We start from the raw sequence: 21,326 nt of genomic DNA on the forward strand, positions 1-21,326 counted from the left end.
GGGTGGTCCAGCGGAGCCGGTGGGACCTCAGCCCGACGGAACCTCACCCCGGCCCCTCTCCAAAAGAGAGGGGAGCCACGGCACAAGAATCAGCTCAATTAAATTAATAAGAACGAAAAGGCCCGGCTCAAGTGAGCCGGGCCTTTTACTTGGTAACGACTGGCTCCCCTCTCTTTTGGAGAGGGGCCGGGGTGAGGTTCCAGTGGCTCAGCAGCGGCGTTCGTGTTCATAATGAATACTAAGCCCGGCGTCTTGATTCTGCTCCGCTGTTGCGGCGGGCGTGGCCGTGGCTATGTTGTTGCCGAAGCGCAAGTGAAGGACAGCTTGACTACGCGGCTGTCGCGGCGCAGTTGCTAGTTGCCTTTTCAGCGGAGCAGGCCAGTCGTGAACCAGCCTGCTCCGCCGAGACTTTTCGGACCCGAAGTCCGGTTGCAGAAAGAAGGTGAGCAGCGTGTTTGAATGTGAATACCGCGCGACTTTCGGAACGTTACAGGGGCTTGGCTACTTTTTTGCAATTGGCTTAAAGCCACTGCCTGCGCTGCCGAATCCCGCGTGCACGGCATATTGAGCCTGGGGCAAGGCCGGCATGCGGGTGCGCAAGGCAGCTGAGGCTCGGAAGTAATGGAAAGTGGTGGCCCGGAATGCACGAAAAGCTAGTGGCCCAGCGCCAGCAGGGCCGGCCGGCCATGGCCAGCGCAAACAAGCCGCCCACGGCGGCCGCGTACAGCGCGGTGCCCACCCACGTGAGCAGCACGGCCCGGCGCGGCACCCAGCGGCTCAGGGCCCAGCCCAACAGCGGCACCACTTGCAGGGCGTGCATGCCCAGGAAATGGGCGGCCCGCAGGTCGCCGGCCCGCGTGCTCCAGCCCAGGCCGGGCAGGCCCGGGCCGCCATCGGGCGCGCCCACCGTGTGCTGGTTGAGGTGAATCATGACGCCGCCCAACAGGCTGCCCACCACGAAGAGCAGCATGCCCAGCCGCATGCCCCACACGGCACTGGCGGGCCCGTCGGGCCGGTGCCGCCACACCAGCCACAGCGCCCAACACGTCATGAGGGTATTGATGACAATAAACCACCCCATCACGGCAAACAGTATCCCATCCAGCGCCGAGCCGATGTTGAAGTGCGAGGTAGTGCCGCGGGCCGCCTGGCCAAAAATGACGGCCTGCTCCACGGTCATGCTCACGGCCACGCCCCAGCTCAGGCGGCGCACGCTGCGCTGGGCCGCGGCCGGCAGGTAGCTCAGCAGCCAGCCCAATGTCCAGACAAAGGCAATGATTGATAGGGAAAATTTCAGCGGCTTTATCCAGACGGCCAGGCCGGTTACGGTGCGGTGGTCGAAGGGCAGCAGGGTCAGGGCCAATAGTGCCAAGGCCACATTCAGCGCGCCGGTCCAGAACAGAACCGGGTTGGCACGGTGCAAGCGCACCAGGAATTGGGCAACCGGGTTCGACGGGCGGGTGGCAGCAGAAAAAGGGAAGTCGAGGCTGGTCATGGCTCAGGCTGAATTAGTTAATATGCCAACGCTTTAATATTAGATGAGCGGCACCGGTGCCGCAACCGGCCGATAGAACCGCCGCACCCCAGAATACAGCAGCAAGCCCAGCGGCCCGAGCATGAACGTGGCGGCCAAACAGGGAATCAGGGCCAGGTGTGGCACGCCCCGGCGCTTGGCATCGCGGGCTTCCCAGGCCCCAATGGCCAGGTCGAAGCACAGATAGTGCACCCAGCCGGCCAGCAGCGCCCACGGCTCCCGAAACAACGCCGCCACCTGGCCCAACGACCCAAAGCCTGCCCCCGCCGCGGGGTGTGCCAGCGTCTGGTAGCCAATGAGAATGACGTAGGCGCCCGCCAGCAGCAACGGCACCGTGCCCCGCAGCACGAGCGCGCGGGTCCAGCGCCAGTTTGGGGCCACCAGCAGCAGGAGCCAGCTTCCGAAAGCAAGCTGATTGGCTACCGTAAAAAGGAAGTCGGGCGTGAGCATAAGTGGCTGGGAGGCAGAATTAGTGCGTTGCTTCAAAAGTACATTTTTGCCCCGCGTTCTGCTACTGTTATCACCCCGAAGTGTCGAATGAGTAGGTTCAAGCAGCGTTCTGCTGGAGTGAAGCGGCTCACCGCTCGGTGTGGCCGAAGTGGCGGCCACCGGGGCTCCATAACCTCCGGCCCCCGGGCCGGTTGTGCACAGCTGAGCGGCAACACCCGCCGGCCGTTCCTACGTACTTTGCCCATAATGGCACCGCTGATTCCGATACTGGGGGCTGTTGCTGCTGGCGCACGCCAGCAGCGCGGCCCTTCGCTTTGCCGGCCCCGCCCGATACGGCGGTGGGCCGGCGGGCGGTGCCGCGCATTTCGCACCGCCGCGTGGTGGTGCAGTACGACTCGCGCTATTCCATTCTGAACTACCACTTCACTACCATCAACGGCCTGAAGCTGGGCGTGGAATTCAAGAACCGCTTTCGGACCGGCGCCGCCATCTATTTCCTGAGCCGCGGGGTGCCCACGCGCCAGGAGCGGCCCGAAAACGCGTCGCCCACCGCCATGGGCGACCTGCGCTTCCGCTACCTGGCCGGGTATGGCGAGTACGTATTGCTCGAAACCCCGCGCTGGGAGCTCAGCGGCAACCTGCAGCTCGGCCTGGGGTCGGCGTACGTGCGCTACGCCGCGCCCGAAGGCAGCGTGTACCGCACACGTAAGCAATTTATGGGCGTAGTCGAGCCTTCTGTCTCGGGCCAGATGCGCGTTTTTCGCTGGGCGGGGCTGGGCGCCGGGGTGGGCTGGCGGCAACCGGTGCTGGTGGCCGCGCCCATCCAGCGCGAGCTCAACGGCCCGGTTTTCTACCTGCGGGGCAAGCTGTTTCTCGGCGATTTGCTGAAGGTGATAAGGGGCCGGCAGCGCCTCTTCACCCAGGACGGACTGCGCCGCGAAGACGCCGGCACGAAAGAATAGCCGCCGGCCCGGCGTTGGCTAATCGGCCGGCGCCAGCCTGGCGCAGGGTGGCCGGCCGGTCGAGCTTGCCGGTGGCCGTGGTTTGGAACCGGGGCACGTAGCGCAGCTGCCGGGGCCGTTCGTAGCGGCTCAGGCGCTCGGCCAGCAGTTCCTGCAGGCGCTCCTCGGCCTTGTCGGGCAGGGGCGCGCCTTCGATAAACGCCGTTACGGCCTGGCCCAGTCGCTCGTCGTCCTGGCCGGCCACAAAGCAGCGGCGCGCCTCGCTGATTTCGGCCAGCGCCACATCGAGCACCAGCTCAACTTTCTCGGCTGCCACCTTCACGCCGCCCGAGTTTATCACAAAATCGGCCCGGCCCAGCCACTCAAACGTGTGGGCGTCGAGCAGCTTTACCTGGTCGTTGGTGACGATGAGCTGGTCATCGGTCACATCGCCGCGCAGGGTCAGGCAGCCGCGCTCGTCCTGCCCGGCCGTAATGCCGCTCAGCACCCGGAAGCTGGCGCTGGCCTCGGGCCCGTTGAGCCGGCGCAGGGCCACGTGCGAGCAGGTTTCGGTCATGCCATAGGTCAGGTACACCGGCACCCGCAGCGACTGCAGCTCTTTTTGCAGGCTGGTGTCGGCCGGAGCGCCGCCTATCAGCATGGCCTTCATCTGGTTGAGGCGCGGGCTGAGGCCGGCCGCCAGCACCGCCTTGAGCTGCAAGGGCACAAAGGCCGCAAAGTCAAACTCGGCTTCGGGCGCTACCAGGCTCAAACGGGTTGGCCTGGGGCTCCACAATGGTCAGGTGCAGGTTGCGCTCGAGCCCGCGCACCAGCATCATCATGCCGCCGATGTACTCGCAGTTGAGGCACACTAATGCGCGGTCGCCGGGGCCCAGGTCGAAGTAGTCGCCGGTGCGTTGGGCCGAGGCTTCCAGCTGCCGGCGCCGCAGCACAATGGGCTGCGGCGTGCCGGTTGAGCCGGAAGTAGTCAGGTTAAATTCCTGGGTGCCGTTGAGCCACTGCCGAATGAAATCCAGCACCTTGGCTTCGTAGCCGTTCACCGGCACATCGAGCCTGGGCGGGGTACTGGCGAATGGCGGCGTAGCTGAACTCGCGGCCGTTGAGCAGGAGGGAAGTGGGCAGGGCAGTGGTGGTCATGGCGCAAAACTACTTGCGCCGGTGCTCGCACCGCTGCCGCCGCTCAGAATTCATGGCCAAAGGCCACGAGCCGGGCAGGGCGCTGGCGTGCCGGAAGTCGCCCTGCGCGTGGGCTCAGCTCAGTAGCCAGCGCTGGTACTTCTGGGCCGAGGGCGCCAGCCGCCAGCTCAATGCCAGCAGCATCCCGGCGGCCGCAATCAGGTCGAAGGGTTTGTGCGTTATGAGGTAGGAGGCGAGCATGGGCAGGCCCACCAGGCCCAGCAGACTGTTGCGGATAAAAATCCGGCAGAGGTAGATGCGCAGGTTCTCTTCGGCGGGGCGCCGCAGGTTGGGTTGCATGCGCCGATACACCCCGTACAAAAGCACGCCCACCGCCGGCACCAGCGTGGCCAGCAGCAGCAGCGCGGGCCAGGTGGCCAGGCGCGGCTCCAGGGTGTTGCCCACGGCCGCGCGGCGACCCACCACCAGCACCACACTGCCCATCACCAGGGCCTGCACCAGGTAATGCAACCAGTGCAGCCAGCGAATGCGGCGGATGGCGCGGTGGAAGTCAGCGTCGGTCATGGGCGGCGAGGCGGGACCGGCAGCCCCTTCAACAAAAATAGCGTGCGAGCCACTGCTACGGCAAGCAAGCCCGCTCATGTTTCTGCACCCCAAAATCTTGTAGCTTCACCCCCTCAGAACTGGCCCTGACAGACGGTTGCGAGCATTTTATAGTTAGCGACAGTGGCCGATGAAGATGGTGTTGGTGCCCTCAACCTGCGCGTATTCCTGCACCGCGTAGCCCAACCGGCTCAACTCGCTTTTTACCACGCCGGCGTTCGTGGTATCGGCAATGGTGTTGAATATCAGGTAGCCATTTGGCCCGGTTTTCAGCCGGATGCTGTGCCAGAATTCCCGCGATAAAAACTGGTCTGGTACCCGATTATCGATAAATAAATCGACAATAATTAAATCGTGTTTTTCGCTGCTTTCTTTGATGAATTTGAAAGCATCAGCGCACACAATGTGCAGGTTTTCGGCAGGGATAATTTCAAATTCTTCTTTTGCAATTCGAATTACTGCCGGGTCAATTTCAACCGCCGTAATTCGCCCGTTGAATTGGAAATCATTGCGCAGCGTGGCCACCACCGACCCGCCGCCCAGGCCCAGCAGCAGGATATTCTGAGTGGCAACCAGGTCAATTTTGGTTAGCGCGACTTTCAAAATGCGCTGCAGCGAGCCGTAAGAATAATTAGCGTTGGCGCTGTCGAGGATTTTTCGTCCATTCGTCAGCGTCAGCTCCAACTCGCCGTTATACTCCGATTTTATTTTTCGAGTCAGCGGATAAACGTAGCTGACGATTCGCTGTAAAAAATTCATGGTTCCGTTTTAATTCGGCCAGGCTGCGAACACGCCCGCATTGAGCCGGAAAGGTACCGGAAAGGACAGCTCAGGCAGTAACGACTCAAGGTCAGTCGCTTCAAGCGAAATATATCTTGACATTCGGCAGCAAAATGATTAATATGGGTGCATCATCAGCCTCGCGTTGCCATGACCACCCAGCCCCAGCCCGCCCCCGTACCGCAGCCCAGTGGCGCCGGTTCTCCAGTTCCCGATTCTCGCACCCCGGAGCAAAAAGCACAGGCCAAAGCACTCAAAAAGGAGCGCAAAGCGGAACGAATGCGCTTCTTCCTGGGCTGGTGCGAGGGCTGCCAGGCTTTTGGCTCGGCGTTTTGAATTGCCGGCACCGCGCCAGTTAGCACAGAAAAGCCCTGCCAAATGGCAAGGCTTTTTGTGGTTTGTGCAACGAGGGGAGACGCTGCTTACGGAAACTTAGGAAACTTCGAGAAGTCGGGCTGGCGCTTTTCCATGTAGGCGTTGCGGCCTTCCTTGGCCTCGTCGGAGAGGTAGTAGAGCAGCGTGGCGTTGCCGGCCAGCTCCTGAATACCGGCCTGTCCGTCGAGCTCGGCGTTGAACGACGACTTGAGCATGCGCAGCGAGAGCGGGCTTTTCTGCAGGATTTTGTGGCACCAGGCCACGGTGGTTTCTTCCAGCTTATCGAGCGGCACTACTTTGTTGACGAGGCCCATGTCGAGGGCCTCCTGGGCGTCGTACTGGTCGCAGAGAAACCAGATTTCGCGGGCTTTCTTCTGGCCCACCACGCGGGCGAGGTAAGAAGCACCGAAGCCGCCATCGAAGGAGCCCACGTTGGGGCCGGTCTGGCCGAAGCGGGCATTTTCGGCCGCAATGGTCAGGTCGCACACCACGTGCAGCACGTGGCCGCCGCCGATGGCCCAACCGGCCACCATGGCAATCACCGGCTTGGGAATGGTGCGGATGATGCGCTGCAAGTCAAGCACGTTGAGGCGGGGCATGGCGTCTTCGCCCACGTAGCCGCCGTGGCCGCGTACGCTCTGGTCGCCGCCCGAGCAGAAGGCCCGGCCGCCCTCGCCGGTGAGGACGATGACGCCGATGTCGGTGCGGTCGCGGCAGATGTTCATGGCCTCAATCATCTCCTGCACCGTGAGCGGCGTGAAGGCGTTGTGCACCTGCGGCCGGTTGATGCTGATTTTGGCGATGCCTCCGTGCTGCGTGAACAGGATTTCGCGGAACTCCTTGATAGGGCTCCACTGAATGGTTTCTGACATAGATTAAGATGAAAAAAGAACGTCATGCTGAGCGTAGCCGAAGCATCTCGCCCGCTTCGTTCTCACGTATGGATTGCTACCACACGCGAGATGCTTCGGCTACGCTCAGCATGACGTTTAAGTTAAAACTTATGCAAATGCGGCTTTCACTGCATTACGGTATTCTTCAAAAAAGGCGGCGTTGGTGCGGCTATCGGTCATGAATTCCAGTATCGCAGCTCCACCGTTGGGTGCAAAGAAAACCGGCAGCGCGGCTTCAAGTTCTGAAAACGATGAAACCGGGAAGTAACGCAGGCCAAAATCCCGGGCCGTGTTCTCGGCCGTGAGCGTCTGGCGCGTCTCAAAAACTCTTCCAGCTCGGGCTGCTGCCGCGGCCCGTCGATGATACGGAAGATGCCACCGCCGTGGTTATTGAACAGTACTACGCGCAGGTTGGGCGTAGGATAATTGTGCCAGAACGCGTTGCGGTCGTAGAAAAAGCCACGTCGCCGGTGAGCAGCACCACTGGCCGGTTGGGCTGGGCCAGCGCCGCGCCCACGGCCGTGGAGTTGCAGCCGTCGATGCCGCTGGTGCCGCGGTTGGCAAATACCTCGATGTGCTTGCCCTGCGGAATACCAATAATGTTGGCGTAGCGCACGGCCATGGAGTTGGCCAGGTGCAGAGCCGTGCCTTCGGCAAGAGCCGCCAGCGTGTGGTAGAAAGCCGAAAACTCGTTGAATGGCTGGCCTTCAGCAGCAAAAAAGCCCTTCAGAAAGTAATCAGCTGCTTTCTCGGCCTCGAACCAGGGAGTAGCCGCGTCGTCCTGCCTGGCGGTGGCCTTCGCAGCCAGGCGTGCAAAAAAGGCAGCGGGCTCCACGCGCACGATGGAGGTGAGGCTGCGAAAAGTATCGGCTGCCGCGCCGGTTGCCTGAATGTGCCAATGCCGCTTTGGGGCCACGTCCCGCAAAAACAGCTTCAGGCTTTTGGAGATAAGCGACTGCCCGAAGGTGATGAGCAAATCTGGGCGCAAAGCAGCTTTAGCTTCTTTGCTCAGGCCGGCCAGAAAAATGTCCTGCCTGCCGATGGCGAAAGCCCCGGCGTCGTCCAGGTTCGCAATAGTGTCGCCGACGACCGGCGTGCCAAAAGCAGCCGAGAAAGCCTGCAGCGCGTGGGTGAGCTTCTCATCGGTGGGCTGCTGGCCCGCCACTATCAGCACCCGCTCGGTCGTGTGCAGCTGCTCGGTGAAGTCGGCAATGTCCGCATCCGTCAGGCCGGTGGCGCCGGGCAGCTCGCGGGTAACTTTGACGTCCGTTTCATACCCGATTTCTTCTCCCGCCTTGGGGTAAAATGGCTCGCGCAGCGGCACATTCACCTGCACCGGCCCGGCAGGCGCGGCTTGAGCCAGATTGATGGCCTCGTTTACGATGCGGGCTGAATGCCATTTGGCATCGGCGTGCGAAGTGTCCACCGGGAATTCAAACTCACCCTTGGCGTGGGCGCCGTAGAGGTTGCGCTGTCGGATGGTCTGTCCGTCGAGCTGGTCTATCCATTCCGGCGGCCGGTCGGCGGTGAAAATTACCAGCGGAATGTGCTGAAAGAAGGCTTCGGCCACCGCCGGTGCATAGTTGAGCCCGGCCGTGCCGGACGTGCAGACCAGCGCCACCGCCCGCCGCTGCGCCTGCGCAATGCCCAGCCCAATAAAGGCCGCCGCGCGCTCGTCGGGCACCACGCGCACCGTCAGGGCCGGGTGGCGGGCAAAGGCCAGGGTGAGCGGCGCCGAGCGCGAGCCAGGCGACAGTACGACGTCGGTAATGCCGTGTTGCGCACAGATTTCAGCAACGTTGAATACAGCTTGTATGGTCATAGATGGTAATCGGGAATGCACCAGGCTTGTTGAGCAAAGCCTTTACGCACGAAATGCGCCCTTAGCTAGGGTCGGGGTTTGGCAGTTCTTGAAGCAGGCTTGACCGCGGGCTCCGCTTGCACCAGTGCCCGCAGCAGGCGCACGAGGCTGTCCATGTCGCGGTAGTCGAGCACTTCTACGGGCGAGTGCGAGTAGCGGCCCGGCCAGGAAAGCGGCACCGACGGGATGCCGTAGTTCAGGAATTCCAGCCCGTCGGTACCGCCCACGGTCATGCCTTCCTGAATGGGAATCTTTTGACGGTCGGCGAGGGCGTGCACATCCCGCACCAGGTCGCGCCGGGCAAAGTTCGGGCTTTCCAATACCCGGATTACGGCGCCCTGCCCCAGCGGGCAGTAGCCAAAAGTCCGGGATTCCTGGGGCGCGTCCGACGATACAAACGTGTCGATGGGGTACACCACGCTGGCGCCCTGCAGGTGCTGCGCGGCAAAGGCGGAGCCAATCAGCCCAATTTCTTCGCCCACCGACCACACGTAGGTGACGCGGTAAGGCAACTTGGCGGGGTCTAACTTCTGCAGGCTCAGCAGCAAGGCCGCGCAGCCCACCCGGTCGTCGAAGCCCCGGGCGGCGGCCCGCTGCGGGCCCAGCGGCCGCAGCTGCTTGGGCATGGTCACGGAGGTTTTGCCCGGTCGAATGCCGGCGGCCTGGGCCTGCTGGGCCGAAGTAAAACCCGCAAACGCAGTTAGGGCCGTGGTGGGCGCGCTTTTGGTGGCCTTCTGGTAGCCCGGCCGGGGCTCAAATACCGCCGCGATATCTGCCTGACCCGGAATGTGCAGCAAGGCTGGCTGCGCTTCCCACAGCCAGGTGTACGCCCCGCCTTTCAGGCCGAGCACCAGCCGGCCATCGGGGCGGATGGAATCGACCACGAAGCCCACCTCGTCCATGTGCGCCACGAAAACCAAGTGGCGCTTGCCTTGCCCGAAGGTCAGCGTCAGGTTGCCGGCCGGGTCCACCACGGGTTTGGCCCAGGCGGGCAGCTGCCGCGCAATGAATTCGCGCACGGGCGTCTCGGCCGTGCTCACGCCGTATTGCGCCACGAGGCCGGCCAGGAGCTTGGCCTGTTGCGATTGGGCTGGTTGCTTGGGTCCGGGCTTAGCGGCGGGCAGCGACAGCGTGGCCAGGGTAGTAGTGGTAGCGCCAGCGGCGCGCAGCCATGCCTGCGCCAGCTGCACGTCGGCCACCGTTACGGCTTCCACGGGCGTATTGGCGTATCGGGCCGGCAAGCCCAGCAGGTAGGTGCGGGCCGCGGCCAGCTTGGTATTGGGAAGCACGGGCTTGCGGGCGGGCCGGGCCGGCTGCACGAGCACCTGCCCCGGCAGGGTCGAAGGCAGCGCCGGGCTAGCCAGAAATTGAGCTGTACTCGTGGGCTCAGCCTCCAGGGTGCGGTCGAAGCGGTACACTTCCTCGAAGGGACCGAACTGGTTGGCCACGGCTTCAAAGCCTTTGCCGTTTAGTAGTTCCAGCGTGGTCCAGGCGATTACCACCGTCCCCTTCACGGGTGTGGCGGCCAGCGTTTGGGCCACGGTGGCCAGCGCCATGGCCGCCGCTTTGGCCTTCATGGCCGGGGCCGCCACCCACTGCTGGGCCATGATTACGGGCTTCTTTTCAAGTGTAAGCGGGTCGAGCAGGCAAATGCCTTGTTGGGCTACTCCCGCGGCCGAGCCGGCGCCAACGTCGAGGAAAGAGGACTGCCAGGAAAAGGGAAGCTTGTTTCTTTCCGGCTCCGCCCGCAGGTTTTCGTAGTGCGAGGATGGTACGCACGAGATGGCGTTGCGGGCGCCCTGCTCGGTGAGGATGCTTATATCGTGGCCCTCCAGAAACTGATGGAACAGCGGCCCAACCTGCCCGCCGCCCACGGGCGCCACCCGCAGGTAGCCATTGTCCTGAATTTGGCTCACCACGTACCCCGGCTCATCGAGCGGGGCCACCAACAGGCGACGCGGGGTGCCGCTGCCCAGCACCAGCACTAGGTTGCCGAGGCGGTCGCGCTGCACAGTCCCGGCCTTGAACAACGCCTGCACGAAACGGCTGGCTTCCTCTTCCCGGCCCGCAACGGCACTCGTGCGGGCATACGCCTGCAGCAACGCCGGCGACTGAGCCCCGGCTACTCCAGCCCAACTGTTAAGCAGCAACAGCAATGTAAAAAAGCGCATAAGCACGGGGCGTTTATTCGGGTGAATGAATTTGGACAGATGTGAAAGCGAAGGTATTTACCGGAAGAGGAGGAAGCGGGCACGGAAAAGGACATCTGCCTAAAACGAATGCTGAGCTGGTTTAAGCATGTCTGTAGATATGTTTTGCTGCGTTTTTCACTTGGCCGTTATCCTAAACCTCAGTTCATGTTCAATCGTCTGTCATGCTGACGCAGGAAGCATCTTATCACCGCTGAACGGTTCAGGCGTGATAAGATGCTTCCTGCGTCAGCATGACAGACGGCGCGGTTGAGCTGCTTAAGTCACAAATGCTGCTAGGAGGCTGCTGCAATCACAGTGCCCACGGTTTGCAATTTCATTTCCGTTTCCTGCCATTCCCGCTCCGGGTCCGAATCCACCGTCAGGCCGGTGCCGGCGTAGAGAACGGCTTCGTGGGCGTGCAGCTGCAGGCAGCGCAGGTTTACATAGAGGCGCGCAATGCCGGGCGCGGCCACGTTCACCGGGCCCAGAAAGCCGCTGTAGTAAGCGCGGTCGTAGCCTTCGTGCTTGTTTAGAAACGCCATGGCGGCCACTTTGGGCATGCCGCCCACGGCGGAAGTGGGTGCAGCAGCCGCAGCATATCTGTGCCCAACGACGGGAACGGCACGTGCTGCAGGTTCACCTCGAAGTCGGTGCGCAGGTGCAGCAGGCTGGCCGGCAATGACGGTGCGGGGGCCGGTTTCGTGGTATTCGCGCAGCCGCAGCTGCTTGAAGCAGCTCACGATGTAGCGTGCCACCAGGGCCTGCTCTTCGATTTCCTTCTGCCGCCAGATGGCCGTGCGCGGCGTCACGTCGGCCGTGAGTGGCTGGGTGGCGGCCAGGGCCATGGTCCTGAAAGTACCATCGGCAGTGACTTCGGCCAGGATTTCGGGCGTGGCCCCCAGCCAAGTGCCTACGCCGGGCACGCTCACCAGCGACACAAACGCCTGCGGATATTTTTGGCTCAAGTCGTCGAAGGCCGCGAGCGGGTCGAAGCCGGTGGGCAGGGCCCGGCGCGCGGCCCGCGACGTCACCACTTTCACTACTTCCTTTTCCTCAATGGCCGCCACGCCCGTGCGCACCAGCGCGGTGTACTCGGCTTCGGTAGCGGCGTGGGGCAGGGGCTGGGCGCTGTGGTGCCAGCTCAACTGCTCTACTGGCGCGGCGGCCAGCCAGGCCGTGAGGGCTGGCACCAGGTCGCGGGCCAGGGCCGAAACGGCCACGACATCGGGCTGGGCGGCGTCGTAGAGCACGTCGGCGGGCAGAAACAGCGCCGGGTTGTGGTCGGAGTCGCGGAAAGGAAAAAGGCAAAGCCCGCCGGCGCCTGGGCATCGAGCGCCGGTGGCAAGCCCGTGTAGGCCGCTTCCAGGGAGCGGGCCACCAGCAAGCGGGGCGGGGCGCCGGGCTCGCGCCACACCGCCAGCGGCCGGTTTGTGCGCAGGGCGCCGGCCGCTACGTGCCGCAGCCGGGCCGCCGCATCGAGGCCGGTGGCCACGGCGGGCCACCGCAGTTGCCGGAAGTTGCTGGTGTTCATCAGGCGGTTTTTGCGGCCGGCAGGTCAATCACAGCCATGGTGATGCGGCTGATGCACACCAGCGCGCCGGTTTCTTCGTGGCTGATGCGGATTTCCCACACCTGCGTGCTGCGGCCCACATGCACGGGCGTGGCGCGGCCCCGCACCCAGCCGTCGCGAACTCCTTTGAGGTGATTGGCGTTGATTTCGAGGCCCACGGTGGCCTGCTTGGTGCGGTCGACGCGCGTAGCGGCCGCGATGCTGCCGAGCGTTTCGGCAAACGCCACCGAGGCGCCGCCGTGCAGCAGGCCCATGGGCTGGTGGGTGCGGCCGTCGACGGGCATGCGGCCTTCGATGTAGCCTTCAGCTACTTCGGTGATTTCAATGCCGAGAGCATCGGCCAGGGTTGGGCGGGAAGCCGTCCAGCGCTTCACTTCTTCCAATGTCATGGGGAGAGGGGCGGGGCAGCCGAGCAAAGCCGGAAGTGGCGCGCTCGCTGCCGGTTGTTTAGGATAACGGCCAACGGCCGGGTTTAAAACCCCGTACTTTGACCTATTGTTGAAGCATGTTCACGCAAAACTACACGCAACGTGAGGGCCCGGACCATCTTTCTGCTGCGCCACGGCCAGACCGATTTCAATGTGCAGGGCATTGTGCAGGGCAGCGGCGTCGATTCGAGCCTGAACGAGACCGGGCGGCGCCAGGCCGCGCAGTTTTTTACGGCCTACCAGCACATGCCCTTCGACAAAATCTACACCTCGGCCCTGCGGCGTACGCACGAGTCGGTGCAGCAGTTCCTGGACCTGGGCCTGCCCCACGAAGCCCACGCCGGCCTGAACGAAATCAGGCTGGGCGTGCGCGAGGGTACCCGCATTACCCTCGAAGAAGACGCCGAATACCGCCAGGTGCTGGCCGGCTGGGCCGCCGGCAACACCCACGCCCGCCTCACCGGCGGCGAAAGTCCCGAGGAAGTAGCCGCGCGCCAACGGCCTTTTATTGAGCTGCTGAAATCCCGGGAAGAAGAGCAAACGGTGCTCATCTGCATGCACGGCCGCGCCATGCGCGTGATGCTCTGCCAGCTGCTCAACTACCCGCTGAGCTACATGGAAGGCTTCGAGCACAGCAACTTATGCCTCTATAAGCTGGAATACACCGGCAGCATGTTTACAGTGAAGAATTTCCTGGATGTATCGCATCTGCAGGTTCCAGCTTAGGGTGCCAGGGTACCGTCGGAAATTGGCGTGCCGTAGGCCCGAAAGCGGGTTGTAAGCAATGGAATGCGGCCAGAAATTGTCTGGCCAACTTTTCGGGCTAATTTTGGCCTCCTCAATTCAAGCGCGACAAACCCGATGGCCGAAATCATAAAAATGCCCAAAATGAGTGACACGATGACCGAAGGGACCATCGCGGCCTGGCTCAAGAAAGTGGGTGATAAAGTTAAATCCGGCGATATCCTGGCCGAAGTCGAGACCGACAAAGCCACGATGGAGCTGGAGAATTACGAAGACGGCACCCTGCTCTACATCGGGCCGAAGGAAAAAGAATCGGTGGTAGTAGACGGTGTGCTGGCCATCGTGGGCAAGGAAGGCGAGGATTTCTCGGCCCTGCTGGCCCAGGCCCAGGGCGGCCAAAGCGGCGGTGCCGCGCCGGCTGCCGAAGCTCCCAAGGCCGAGGCTGCTCCGGCACCTGCCCCAGCCGCTCCTGCCCCGCAAGCTGCCCCCGCCGCGGCTACTGCGCCAGCTGCAGCAGCTCCGGCCGCGCCAGCTAATGGCAAGAAAGCCACTGTGGTGCGCATGCCCAAAATGAGCGACACCATGACCGAGGGCACCATTGCCTCCTGGCTCAAGAAAGTAGGCGATAAAGTGAAGTCCGGCGATATCCTGGCCGAAGTCGAAACCGACAAGGCCACGATGGAACTGGAGAATTACGAAGACGGCACCCTTCTCTACACCGGTCCCAAAGCTGGCGAAGCAGTGCCCGTCGATGGCATCCTGGCCATCATCGGCGAAGAAGGAGCCGACATTCAAGCCCTTCTGGGCGGCCAGAGCGGTGGTGCTGCTGCGGCACCCGCCCCCGAAGCCCCCAAGGCTGCTGAAGCGCCGGCCGCGCCCGCCACTGCCCCGGCTGCTCCGGTAGCTCCGGCCCAAGCAGCCGCACCCGCTGGCCGCATCCTGGCCTCGCCGCTGGCCAAGAGCATTGCCAAAGAGAAAGGAATCAACCTGGCCCAGGTAGTGGGCTCCGGCGACAACGGCCGCATCGTGCAGCGCGACGTGGAGAACTTCCAGCCCTCGGCTGCTCCCGCTCCTCAAGCTGCTCCCGCCGCTCCCAGCCCAACTGCCACTCCGGCCGCCGCGCCACAAGCGGCTCCCAGCGCGCCGGCCGCCACCGAAGGCACCTACACCGATACGCCCGTATCGCAGATGCGTAAGGTTATTGCCAAGCGCCTCTCGGAAAGCCTGTTCACGGCTCCACATTTCTATCTCACGATGGAAATCAACATGGACAAGGCCATGGAAGCCCGCGTTCGGCTCAACGAGCTGTCGCCCATCAAGCTGTCGTTTAATGACCTGGTGCTGAAGTCGGCGGCCGTGGCCCTGCGCCAGCATCCGGTGGTAAACTCCTCGTGGCTCGGCGATAAAATCCGCCAGAATAAGCTCATCAACATCGGCGTGGCCGTGGCCGTAGATGAAGGCCTGCTGGTGCCCGTGATTCGCAACGCCGACCAGAAAGGCCTGTCGCAAATCGCCACCGAAGTAAAAGAGCTGGCCGGTAAAGCCAAGAGCAAGAAGCTGCAGCCCGCCGAGTGGGAGGGCAGCACCTTCACCATCTCCAACCTGGGCATGTTCGGCATTGACGAATTCACGGCCATCATCAACCCGCCCGATGCCTGCATCCTGGCCGTGGGCGGCATCAAGCAGACGCCCATCGTGAAGGACGGCCAGATTGTGGTCGGCAACATCATGAAGGTGACGTTGAGCCTGCGACCACCGCGTGGTGGACGGCGCCACCGGCGCCGCTTTCCTCCAGACCCTGAAAGGCCTGCTGGAAGACCCCATGCGCATGCTGATTTGATTTTAACTGAAGTAGGGGCGGGGCTTGTCCCCGCCCGTCGTTGAACGATTGAATTAGGCATTCCCTGTTCAATTCCGTTCAACGACGGGCGGGGACGAGCCCCGCCCCTACATTTTACCGAATCCAATGACCAGAATCCGTTCTACAACCGTCCTGGGAATCCGCCACAACGGCGAAATCGCCCTCGGCGCCGATGGCCAGGCCACCATGGACAAGCACGTGGCCAAGAGCAACGTGCGCAAAATCAGGAAGCTGCAGGATGGCAAAATCGTGACCGGTTTTGCCGGCTCTACGGCCGATGCCTTTATGCTGCTCGACAAATTCGACGAAAAGCTGAACGGCTACGGCGGCAACCTCAAGCGCGCCGCCATTGAGCTGGCCAAGGAATGGCGCAAAGACCAGTACCTGCGCAAGCTGGAAGCCATGATGGTGGTGGCCGACAAGGACGAGCCTGCTCATCCTTAGCGGCACCGGCGACGTACTAGAGCCCGACTCCGACGTGGCCGCCATCGGCAGCGGGGCCATGTATGCCCAGGCCGCCGCGCTGGCGCTCAAGAAACACGCCCCGCACCTGTCGGCCCGGCAAATGGTGGAAGACGCCCTCCACATTGCCGCCGACATCTGCATTTACACCAATCATAACCTGATGATTGAGTCGCCGAGCTAATCAGTCGGTTGAAAAACCAACCAGAACGTCATGCTGAGCGTAGCCGAAGCATCTCGCGTGCTTTACTAATTCAATCGTCGAAACGATTTTGATTGCTACCCCACGCGAGATGCCTCGGCTGCGCTCGGCATGACCCGTTCAATTAACCCAGATAATAACCCACCCAAAAATGCAAGTAACTAACTTCCTTCGCCACCACTTCCGTCACTTCAACGCTGCCGCGCTCATCGACGCCGCCGATGGCTATACCGCCCACCTCGCCGATGGTGGCAAGATGATGATAACGCTGGCTGGTGCCATGAGCACCGCCGAGTTGGGCATCCAATTGGCCGAGCTGATTCGGCAGGACAAGGTGCAAATCATCAGCTGCACCGGCGCCAATCTGGAAGAAGACATCTTCAACCTGGTGGCCCACGATTTCTACGAGCGGATTCCGAACTACCGCGACCTGACGGCCGCCGACGAGCACGAGCTGCTCAAGCGCCACCTGAACCGCGTGACCGATACCTGCATTCCGGAAGAGGAAGCCATGCGCCGCCTCGAGCACGTGGTGCTGAAATACTGGGAAAAGGCCGATAAGGCCGGCGAATCGTACTTCCCCCACGAATTCTTCTATCAGATTCTGCTTTCGGGCGAGCTGGAGCAGTACTACCAGATTGACCCCAAAAACTCCTGGATGCTGGCCGCCGCCGAGAAGAACTTGCCGATTGTGTGCCCGGGCTGGGAAGACTCTACGCTGGGCAACATCTACACCGGCCACGTGATGACGGGCGACATCATGAACGTGCACACCATGCGCACGGGCATTCAGTACATGATGTACCTGGCTGATTGGTACACCGAAACCGCCACCGAGGAAAGCAAAATCGGCTTCTTCCAGATTGGCGGCGGCATCGCCGGCGACTTCCCCATCTGCGTGGTGCCGATGCTGCACCAGGACCTGCAGCGCCACGAGGTGCCGCTGTGGGGCTACTTCTGCCAGATTTCGGACTCCACCACCAGCTACGGCAGCTACTCCGGCGCCGTGCCCAACGAGAAAATCACCTGGGGCAAGCTGGGCGAGAAAACGCCGAAGTTCATCATCGAGAGCGACGCGACCATTGTGGCCCCGCTGGTATTTGCCATCGTGCTCGGGCAATAATTGTCTGAGTTGAGCTAACAAAAAAGCCAGCCGCTACTGTAGCGGCTGGCTTTTTTGTTGTGCCACAAGCCCGGCAGGCTTGTGCGCGGATGCCCTTATTTCTTGGTGACGCGCACGTCTACCCGACGGTTCTGAGCGCGGCCTTCGGGGGTGTCGTTCGAGGCGATGGGGTGCTCCGGCCCGTAGCCTTCGGCCGTCACGCGGCCCTTATCGATGCCGTTGGCGATGACGGCCTGCCGGGCGGTGTTGGCGCGCTCGGTGCTGAGCGCCAGGTTCATGGCGGCCTTGCCTTGGTTGTCGGTGTAACCTCCTAGTTTGATGGCGGCGTTCGGGAAGGCTTTTAGGATGGCGGCAATGTTCTTCAATTGCGCCTGTGACTCGGCGGTGAGCGTGGACTTGGCCGTGTTGAAATACACTCGGTCGAGGCTCATCCAGCCCTGGGTTTTGTCGTCGCTCACGGTCTGGTTGGCATCGTTCAGGAAATTGAACATCCGGGCTTCCACCGAATTCTTGCCCACGTTGAGCACCGTGCCATCGGGCAGCGTGATGTTGGCGGTGGTGCCCGTGTCGTAGATGTAGTTGCCGGTGGCGTCGTCATAGCGGCCGGAGGGCGCCGTGACCGTGGTGGTCGTTGTGGTGGTAGTGTCCGTCACGGATTCGGTGGTGGCCGGCGCCGTGGCCTCAGGAGTTTTGTTGCAGCTGCGCATGAAATATAGCAGTGCGGCCAATCCCAGCAGCAACAGCAAAAGCCAGGGCCAGCGGCTTGGCGATGAAGTCGTTGTTTCAACGTCGCGGGCCGTGTTGCGCAGGGCATCGCCGGTGCGTTCGGTGGCTGCCGAAACCGTATTGCCCATGCTGCGGGCCGCGCCCGTCGCGGCATTGCCCACGCCGGCGGCCACGCCCCCGAGGCCCAGCCCGGAAAGCACCGAGCCCAACCCAGCCGGCAAGCTGCTCAGCGCCCCCATAATGCTGCCGCGCTGGCTGCTCAGGTAGTTGCTGAAGCCGTTGGCATCCAGGTTATTCTCAGCAGCGTGCTTGCCCAATACACCCAGTACCACCGGCACGGCCATGCTCATTAGGCTGCTCACCGTAGAGGTCTTCACGCCGGCTTGCTGGCTCACACCTTCCACGGCGGGCGTGTAGCCGTGGCCCAGCGCCGAGCGCAGCAGTTCGGTACCGCGGTTGAGCAGGCCCCCGTCGGAAGCGGGCGCGGCACTGCCGCTTCTCAAGCCACCCAGCAGGCTGCCCAGGTTGCCCAAAATGCCGTTGCTGTGCGCTTGCTGCGCCATGCCAAACAGCTCGGTGCTGCCGCCCGGCTGCTGCGAGCGCGCAAATATGCCGCCCAGCACCAGGGGAACCACGCTGCGCAGCGCCGTCCCGATGCTGCTCTCGTTCTCGCCCAGCGCCGTGCTGGTTTGGCGCACGGTGTCGCCTGCGAAGTAGTTCTGCACAATGTCTATTAGGTTGCTACTCATTGCTCGGGTGTTTAAGGGTTAGACATACAGCGCTATACGATTGCTGGATTGGTGCGGATGATTGCGGAATTTAATACTTCGATACTGATATGCTTAACGGACAATTGTGAGTGTTCAGCAGCGAAAATTGCTTCCCGCGCCGATAAAAAGACCAAAGCATATACCTGCTATCTGCCACCCGGATGCGCGGTTCGGGAGGTCTTTCACCCGCATTTCGCTTTTGCGCAAAAAAGTCCTTCACGTGTTCGGTGAAGGACTTTTCTCACTTGTAATTCCCGCAGCGTAATGGCTGATTTTGGTAGCAGCAAGTTAGCCCAACACGTGTTGGGCTAACACCTTTTGCAGGTCGTAGATATTGACCTGGCTATTGAATTTGCGGATGATGCTGGGCTGTGCCTCGCTCGATACCCAAATTTTCAGTTCGGCGTCCAGGTCCAGGTGGCCAGCGGTTTCGATGCCAAAGCGGGAGATGCTTTTGTAGGCGATGGACAGGTAGTCTGTCTTTTTGCCAGTCAGGCCTTGCTTTTCAACCAGAATCAGCCGCTTGTTGGTGAAGATAAAGACGTCGCGCACCAGCTTGAAGCCGATTTCAATGGCTTCGCCGTCGGCGAGCAGCACGCCGTATTCGCCGTGCAGTTCGGCGGGTTGGACAACGCCCGCGTTGCCCAGTATTGCAGAGAAAAAGCCCATATAAAGGTGGTTGTTGGTGAAGTACCCCGAAGTATAGGGAATATTAGTTGCTTTGGTTTCGGAGCCTGTACTGGCACGAGTTGCGCTGCGCTGAGCTCGCACCCGGGGGCTGCCCGCTGGCTCAAAGTGGTTTAACCAGAAACGTCCCTACAACAGAACGCCTGCCGGATACACATCCGGCAGGCGTTCTGTTGTAGGGACACTGAAAATCGGCCTCAGGCCGGTAGCTACTTCCGGGGGCGCCGTTGGCGATAGGTATCGACTTGCTGGCGTAGCACGGCCAGCAAACTGCCATAGCGCTGCTGAGCCTCTTTCTGACTCTCAATCATTTGGAGCCGGGAACTTATCAAATCAGAGAAGTCCTCTACCGAGTAGGAACGTTTGAGCTCAGAAGGCACGATTTCAACAATAGATTATAATGCAAAATAGCAGGAGGGGGCGATTTACTCTTAGTCCTCCAAACTTAATAACTAAAAGCGAAATAACGGCCGTGCCGGGTTCCAAATGCCCCACGGAATCATAAGCAGCACCAGTACGAGTGCAATTGCGAAGTAAGTGAAGGCTTTTTTATGCTTGATGGTGTCGTCTTTGGCTTTCTTGGAAAGCGTGCGGCCTACCTGCGCCAGCACGGCGGCCAGTATCATCACCACCACGTGCTCCATGCCGAAAAAGCGGGCCGTGGGGTCTTTCATTGCGCCGGCCTGCTTCATGGCGTTCAGGCCCCAGGGGCTCAGGCCGAAGTAGAGGCCCAGGCCCAGCAGCACCTGCAGGTGCATGGAGCCCACGAAGCTGGCGCCCATGCCGTTGTCGGCGCCCACAAAGCGGCGGCGACCCGTCCAGCCCACGTAGGCACGGTAAATGGCGATAAGGCCGAAGATGATGACCAGCCAGCGGGACCAGGAGTGCAGCGCGAGGAGAATTGGGTACATAGAAGGGTGAAAGAGGTGAAGGCCTGGGCCGAACCCACGCCAAAGAAAGTGCAATGCTACGCCACGGTGGTGCTTCGGACAAATGACGAACGGCTTTTGTTTCGTGCACTGCCCGCCAACCAGCTCGTTTACCGCACTTTGCCGCGCTTTACCAGGTAGGCATAGAGCACTTTCTCGAAGGGCTCGCGCACGTCGACCGGCACAAAATCGATGCGCAGTTGGCCGCAGCGCAGGGCCAGGCTCCTGCTCGTAGGCCGTCATGGCGGCCTGGTACTGCTCTTTTATCTGGGAAGGCTGCAGCTTGATTTCCTGGCCGGTTTCGATGTCCTCGAAGATGTACGGCCGCTCGGCGAAGTCAAAATTGGCTTCGGTGGCACGGTCGAGCACGTGGAAGAGCAGCACCTCGTGGTGCTGGTGCTTGAGGTGCTGCAGGGCGGCCAGGGCATCGTCCTGCTCCGATTTGCTGCGGCCCAGCATGTCGCTGAACAGGATAACGAGCGAGCGTTTTGGAATCTGTTGGGCGATGGCGTGTACGGTGCCGGCCACGTCGGTGCTGCGCACGGTTTTGGGAGCGGGCGGCCGCTCTAGCAGCTGCTGCAGGAGCAGGAGCAGGGTGTGGCGGTGGGTACTGGTGGAGCGCACCGGCGTTTGCTGCTCCACGGCCTCGGCGAAGGTGACGAGACCTACGGCATCGCGCTGGCGGGTGAGCAGGGTGGTGAGCGCCGCGGCGGCCAGGATGCTGAATTTCAGCTTGTCATAGCCCGGCGCGGGGTAATACATGCTGGGGCTCACGTCGAGCAGGATGTGGGCGCGCAGGTTGGTTTCTTCCTCGTAGCGTTTCACAAACAGCTTGTCGGTGCGGGCAAACACCTTCCAGTCGATGTGGCGCGTGCTTTCGCCGGGGTTGTAGAGGCGGTGCTCGGAAAACTCGACCGAAAAGCCGTGGTAGGGCGACTGGTGCAGGCCCGTGATGAAGCCATCGACCAGCTGGCGGGCCAGAAACTCGAGGTTTTCGAAGGAACGGATGGCGGCGAGGTCTAGGGGCATAAGGCAGT

The 21,326-nt window shown here is 62.0% G+C and carries 19 protein-coding genes and 3 pseudogenes; 5 read left to right on the forward strand and 17 right to left on the reverse strand.

Going from position 1 to position 21,326, the window contains the following annotated elements; all coding sequences use genetic code 11:
- Positions 1-520 precede the first annotated feature (520 nt).
- Both ACFQT0_RS13470 and ACFQT0_RS13475 read right to left on the reverse strand, forming a co-directional pair.
- Positions 521-1,495: a hypothetical protein gene (locus ACFQT0_RS13470; RefSeq protein WP_380203453.1), complete on the reverse strand. Its 975-nt coding sequence runs from the start codon at positions 1,493-1,495 to the stop codon at positions 521-523.
- Between the two features lie 39 nt (positions 1,496-1,534).
- Positions 1,535-1,984 (reverse strand): ABA4-like family protein, encoded by a 450-nt coding sequence (locus ACFQT0_RS13475; protein WP_380203455.1) that lies wholly within the window; start codon positions 1,982-1,984, stop codon positions 1,535-1,537.
- A 314-nt stretch (positions 1,985-2,298) separates the two neighbouring features.
- On the opposite strand from ACFQT0_RS13475, the gene ACFQT0_RS13480 reads away from it, so the two are divergent.
- Complete coding sequence (locus ACFQT0_RS13480) at positions 2,299-2,946, forward strand: hypothetical protein (protein WP_380203457.1); 648 nt, start codon at positions 2,299-2,301, stop codon at positions 2,944-2,946.
- On the opposite strand, the gene ACFQT0_RS13485 is transcribed toward ACFQT0_RS13480, so the two are convergent.
- The 11 genes from ACFQT0_RS13485 to ACFQT0_RS13535 form a co-directional block, all read right to left on the reverse strand.
- The gene (locus ACFQT0_RS13485) at positions 2,900-3,697 is read right to left on the reverse strand and encodes an AMP-binding enzyme (RefSeq protein ID WP_380203459.1); all 798 of its coding nucleotides are present in this window, start codon (positions 3,695-3,697) and stop codon (positions 2,900-2,902) included. The two genes, ACFQT0_RS13480 and ACFQT0_RS13485, sit on opposite strands and share 47 nt — an antisense overlap.
- Complete coding sequence (locus ACFQT0_RS13490; RefSeq protein WP_380203461.1) at positions 3,666-3,986, reverse strand: hypothetical protein; 321 nt, start codon at positions 3,984-3,986, stop codon at positions 3,666-3,668. Before ACFQT0_RS13490 ends, ACFQT0_RS13485 begins: the two co-directional genes overlap by 32 nt.
- Positions 3,919-4,083, reverse strand: coding sequence for a hypothetical protein (locus tag ACFQT0_RS13495; RefSeq protein ID WP_380203463.1), 165 nt, complete (start codon positions 4,081-4,083; stop codon positions 3,919-3,921). Before ACFQT0_RS13495 ends, ACFQT0_RS13490 begins: the two co-directional genes overlap by 68 nt.
- A gap of 114 nt (positions 4,084-4,197) precedes the next feature.
- Entirely contained in the window at positions 4,198-4,647 is a 450-nt protein-coding gene (locus ACFQT0_RS13500; protein ID WP_380203465.1) for a hypothetical protein, read from the reverse strand.
- Positions 4,648-4,800: 153 nt separating this feature from the next.
- Complete coding sequence (locus ACFQT0_RS13505) at positions 4,801-5,445, reverse strand: spermidine synthase (protein ID WP_380203467.1); 645 nt, start codon at positions 5,443-5,445, stop codon at positions 4,801-4,803.
- Positions 5,446-5,888: 443 nt separating this feature from the next.
- Positions 5,889-6,713: a 1,4-dihydroxy-2-naphthoyl-CoA synthase gene (menB, locus tag ACFQT0_RS13510; RefSeq protein WP_380203469.1), complete on the reverse strand. Its 825-nt coding sequence runs from the start codon at positions 6,711-6,713 to the stop codon at positions 5,889-5,891.
- Positions 6,714-7,134: 421 nt separating this feature from the next.
- Positions 7,135-8,556: a 2-succinyl-5-enolpyruvyl-6-hydroxy-3-cyclohexene-1-carboxylic-acid synthase gene (gene menD, locus ACFQT0_RS13515; protein ID WP_380203471.1), complete on the reverse strand. Its 1,422-nt coding sequence runs from the start codon at positions 8,554-8,556 to the stop codon at positions 7,135-7,137.
- A gap of 65 nt (positions 8,557-8,621) precedes the next feature.
- A complete protein-coding gene (locus ACFQT0_RS13520) occupies positions 8,622-10,745 on the reverse strand; it encodes a M28 family peptidase (RefSeq protein ID WP_380203473.1) in 2,124 nt (707 codons plus the stop codon).
- A gap of 335 nt (positions 10,746-11,080) precedes the next feature.
- The gene (locus ACFQT0_RS13525; RefSeq protein WP_380203475.1) at positions 11,081-12,037 is read right to left on the reverse strand and encodes a chorismate-binding protein; all 957 of its coding nucleotides are present in this window, start codon (positions 12,035-12,037) and stop codon (positions 11,081-11,083) included.
- Complete coding sequence (locus ACFQT0_RS13530; RefSeq protein ID WP_380203477.1) at positions 11,938-12,318, reverse strand: hypothetical protein; 381 nt, start codon at positions 12,316-12,318, stop codon at positions 11,938-11,940. Before ACFQT0_RS13530 ends, ACFQT0_RS13525 begins: the two co-directional genes overlap by 100 nt.
- On the reverse strand, positions 12,318-12,746 hold the full coding sequence (locus ACFQT0_RS13535; RefSeq protein ID WP_380203479.1) for a hotdog fold thioesterase: 429 nt from the start codon (positions 12,744-12,746) through the stop codon (positions 12,318-12,320). Before ACFQT0_RS13535 ends, ACFQT0_RS13530 begins: the two co-directional genes overlap by 1 nt.
- Before the next feature lie 141 nt (positions 12,747-12,887).
- Between ACFQT0_RS13535 and ACFQT0_RS13540 the strand changes: the two genes are divergently transcribed.
- The 4 genes and pseudogenes from ACFQT0_RS13540 (at position 12,888) to ACFQT0_RS13555 (ending at position 17,177) form a co-directional block, all read left to right on the forward strand.
- Positions 12,888-13,511 (forward strand): histidine phosphatase family protein, encoded by a 624-nt coding sequence (locus tag ACFQT0_RS13540; protein WP_380203481.1) that lies wholly within the window; start codon positions 12,888-12,890, stop codon positions 13,509-13,511.
- 135 nt (positions 13,512-13,646) lie between these two features.
- A pseudogene (locus ACFQT0_RS13545) lies at positions 13,647-15,369 on the forward strand (pyruvate dehydrogenase complex dihydrolipoamide acetyltransferase).
- Positions 15,370-15,495: 126 nt separating this feature from the next.
- Positions 15,496-16,036: pseudogene (hslV, locus tag ACFQT0_RS13550) on the forward strand (ATP-dependent protease subunit HslV).
- 169 nt (positions 16,037-16,205) lie between these two features.
- The gene (locus ACFQT0_RS13555; protein WP_380203483.1) at positions 16,206-17,177 is read left to right on the forward strand and encodes a deoxyhypusine synthase family protein; all 972 of its coding nucleotides are present in this window, start codon (positions 16,206-16,208) and stop codon (positions 17,175-17,177) included.
- A gap of 95 nt (positions 17,178-17,272) precedes the next feature.
- Here the strand turns inward: ACFQT0_RS13555 and ACFQT0_RS13560 are convergent, their stop codons facing one another.
- The 4 genes and pseudogenes from ACFQT0_RS13560 to ACFQT0_RS13575 all read right to left on the reverse strand — a co-directional run bounded on the left by ACFQT0_RS13560 (position 17,273) and on the right by ACFQT0_RS13575 (position 21,318).
- Positions 17,273-18,652, reverse strand: coding sequence for a DUF937 domain-containing protein (locus ACFQT0_RS13560; protein ID WP_380203485.1), 1,380 nt, complete (start codon positions 18,650-18,652; stop codon positions 17,273-17,275).
- A 309-nt stretch (positions 18,653-18,961) separates the two neighbouring features.
- Positions 18,962-19,342 carry a PH domain-containing protein gene (locus ACFQT0_RS13565; RefSeq protein WP_380203487.1) on the reverse strand — a complete coding sequence of 127 codons (381 nt, stop codon included), beginning with the start codon at positions 19,340-19,342 and terminating at the stop codon, positions 18,962-18,964.
- A 470-nt stretch (positions 19,343-19,812) separates the two neighbouring features.
- Positions 19,813-20,271: a hypothetical protein gene (locus tag ACFQT0_RS13570; protein ID WP_380203489.1), complete on the reverse strand. Its 459-nt coding sequence runs from the start codon at positions 20,269-20,271 to the stop codon at positions 19,813-19,815.
- Positions 20,272-20,399: 128 nt separating this feature from the next.
- A pseudogene (locus ACFQT0_RS13575) lies at positions 20,400-21,318 on the reverse strand (DUF58 domain-containing protein).
- Positions 21,319-21,326: the final 8 nt, after the last annotated feature.

Source organism: Hymenobacter humi (assembly GCF_042665855.1).
Taxonomy (GTDB): Bacteria; Bacteroidota; Bacteroidia; order Cytophagales; family Hymenobacteraceae; genus Hymenobacter; species Hymenobacter humi.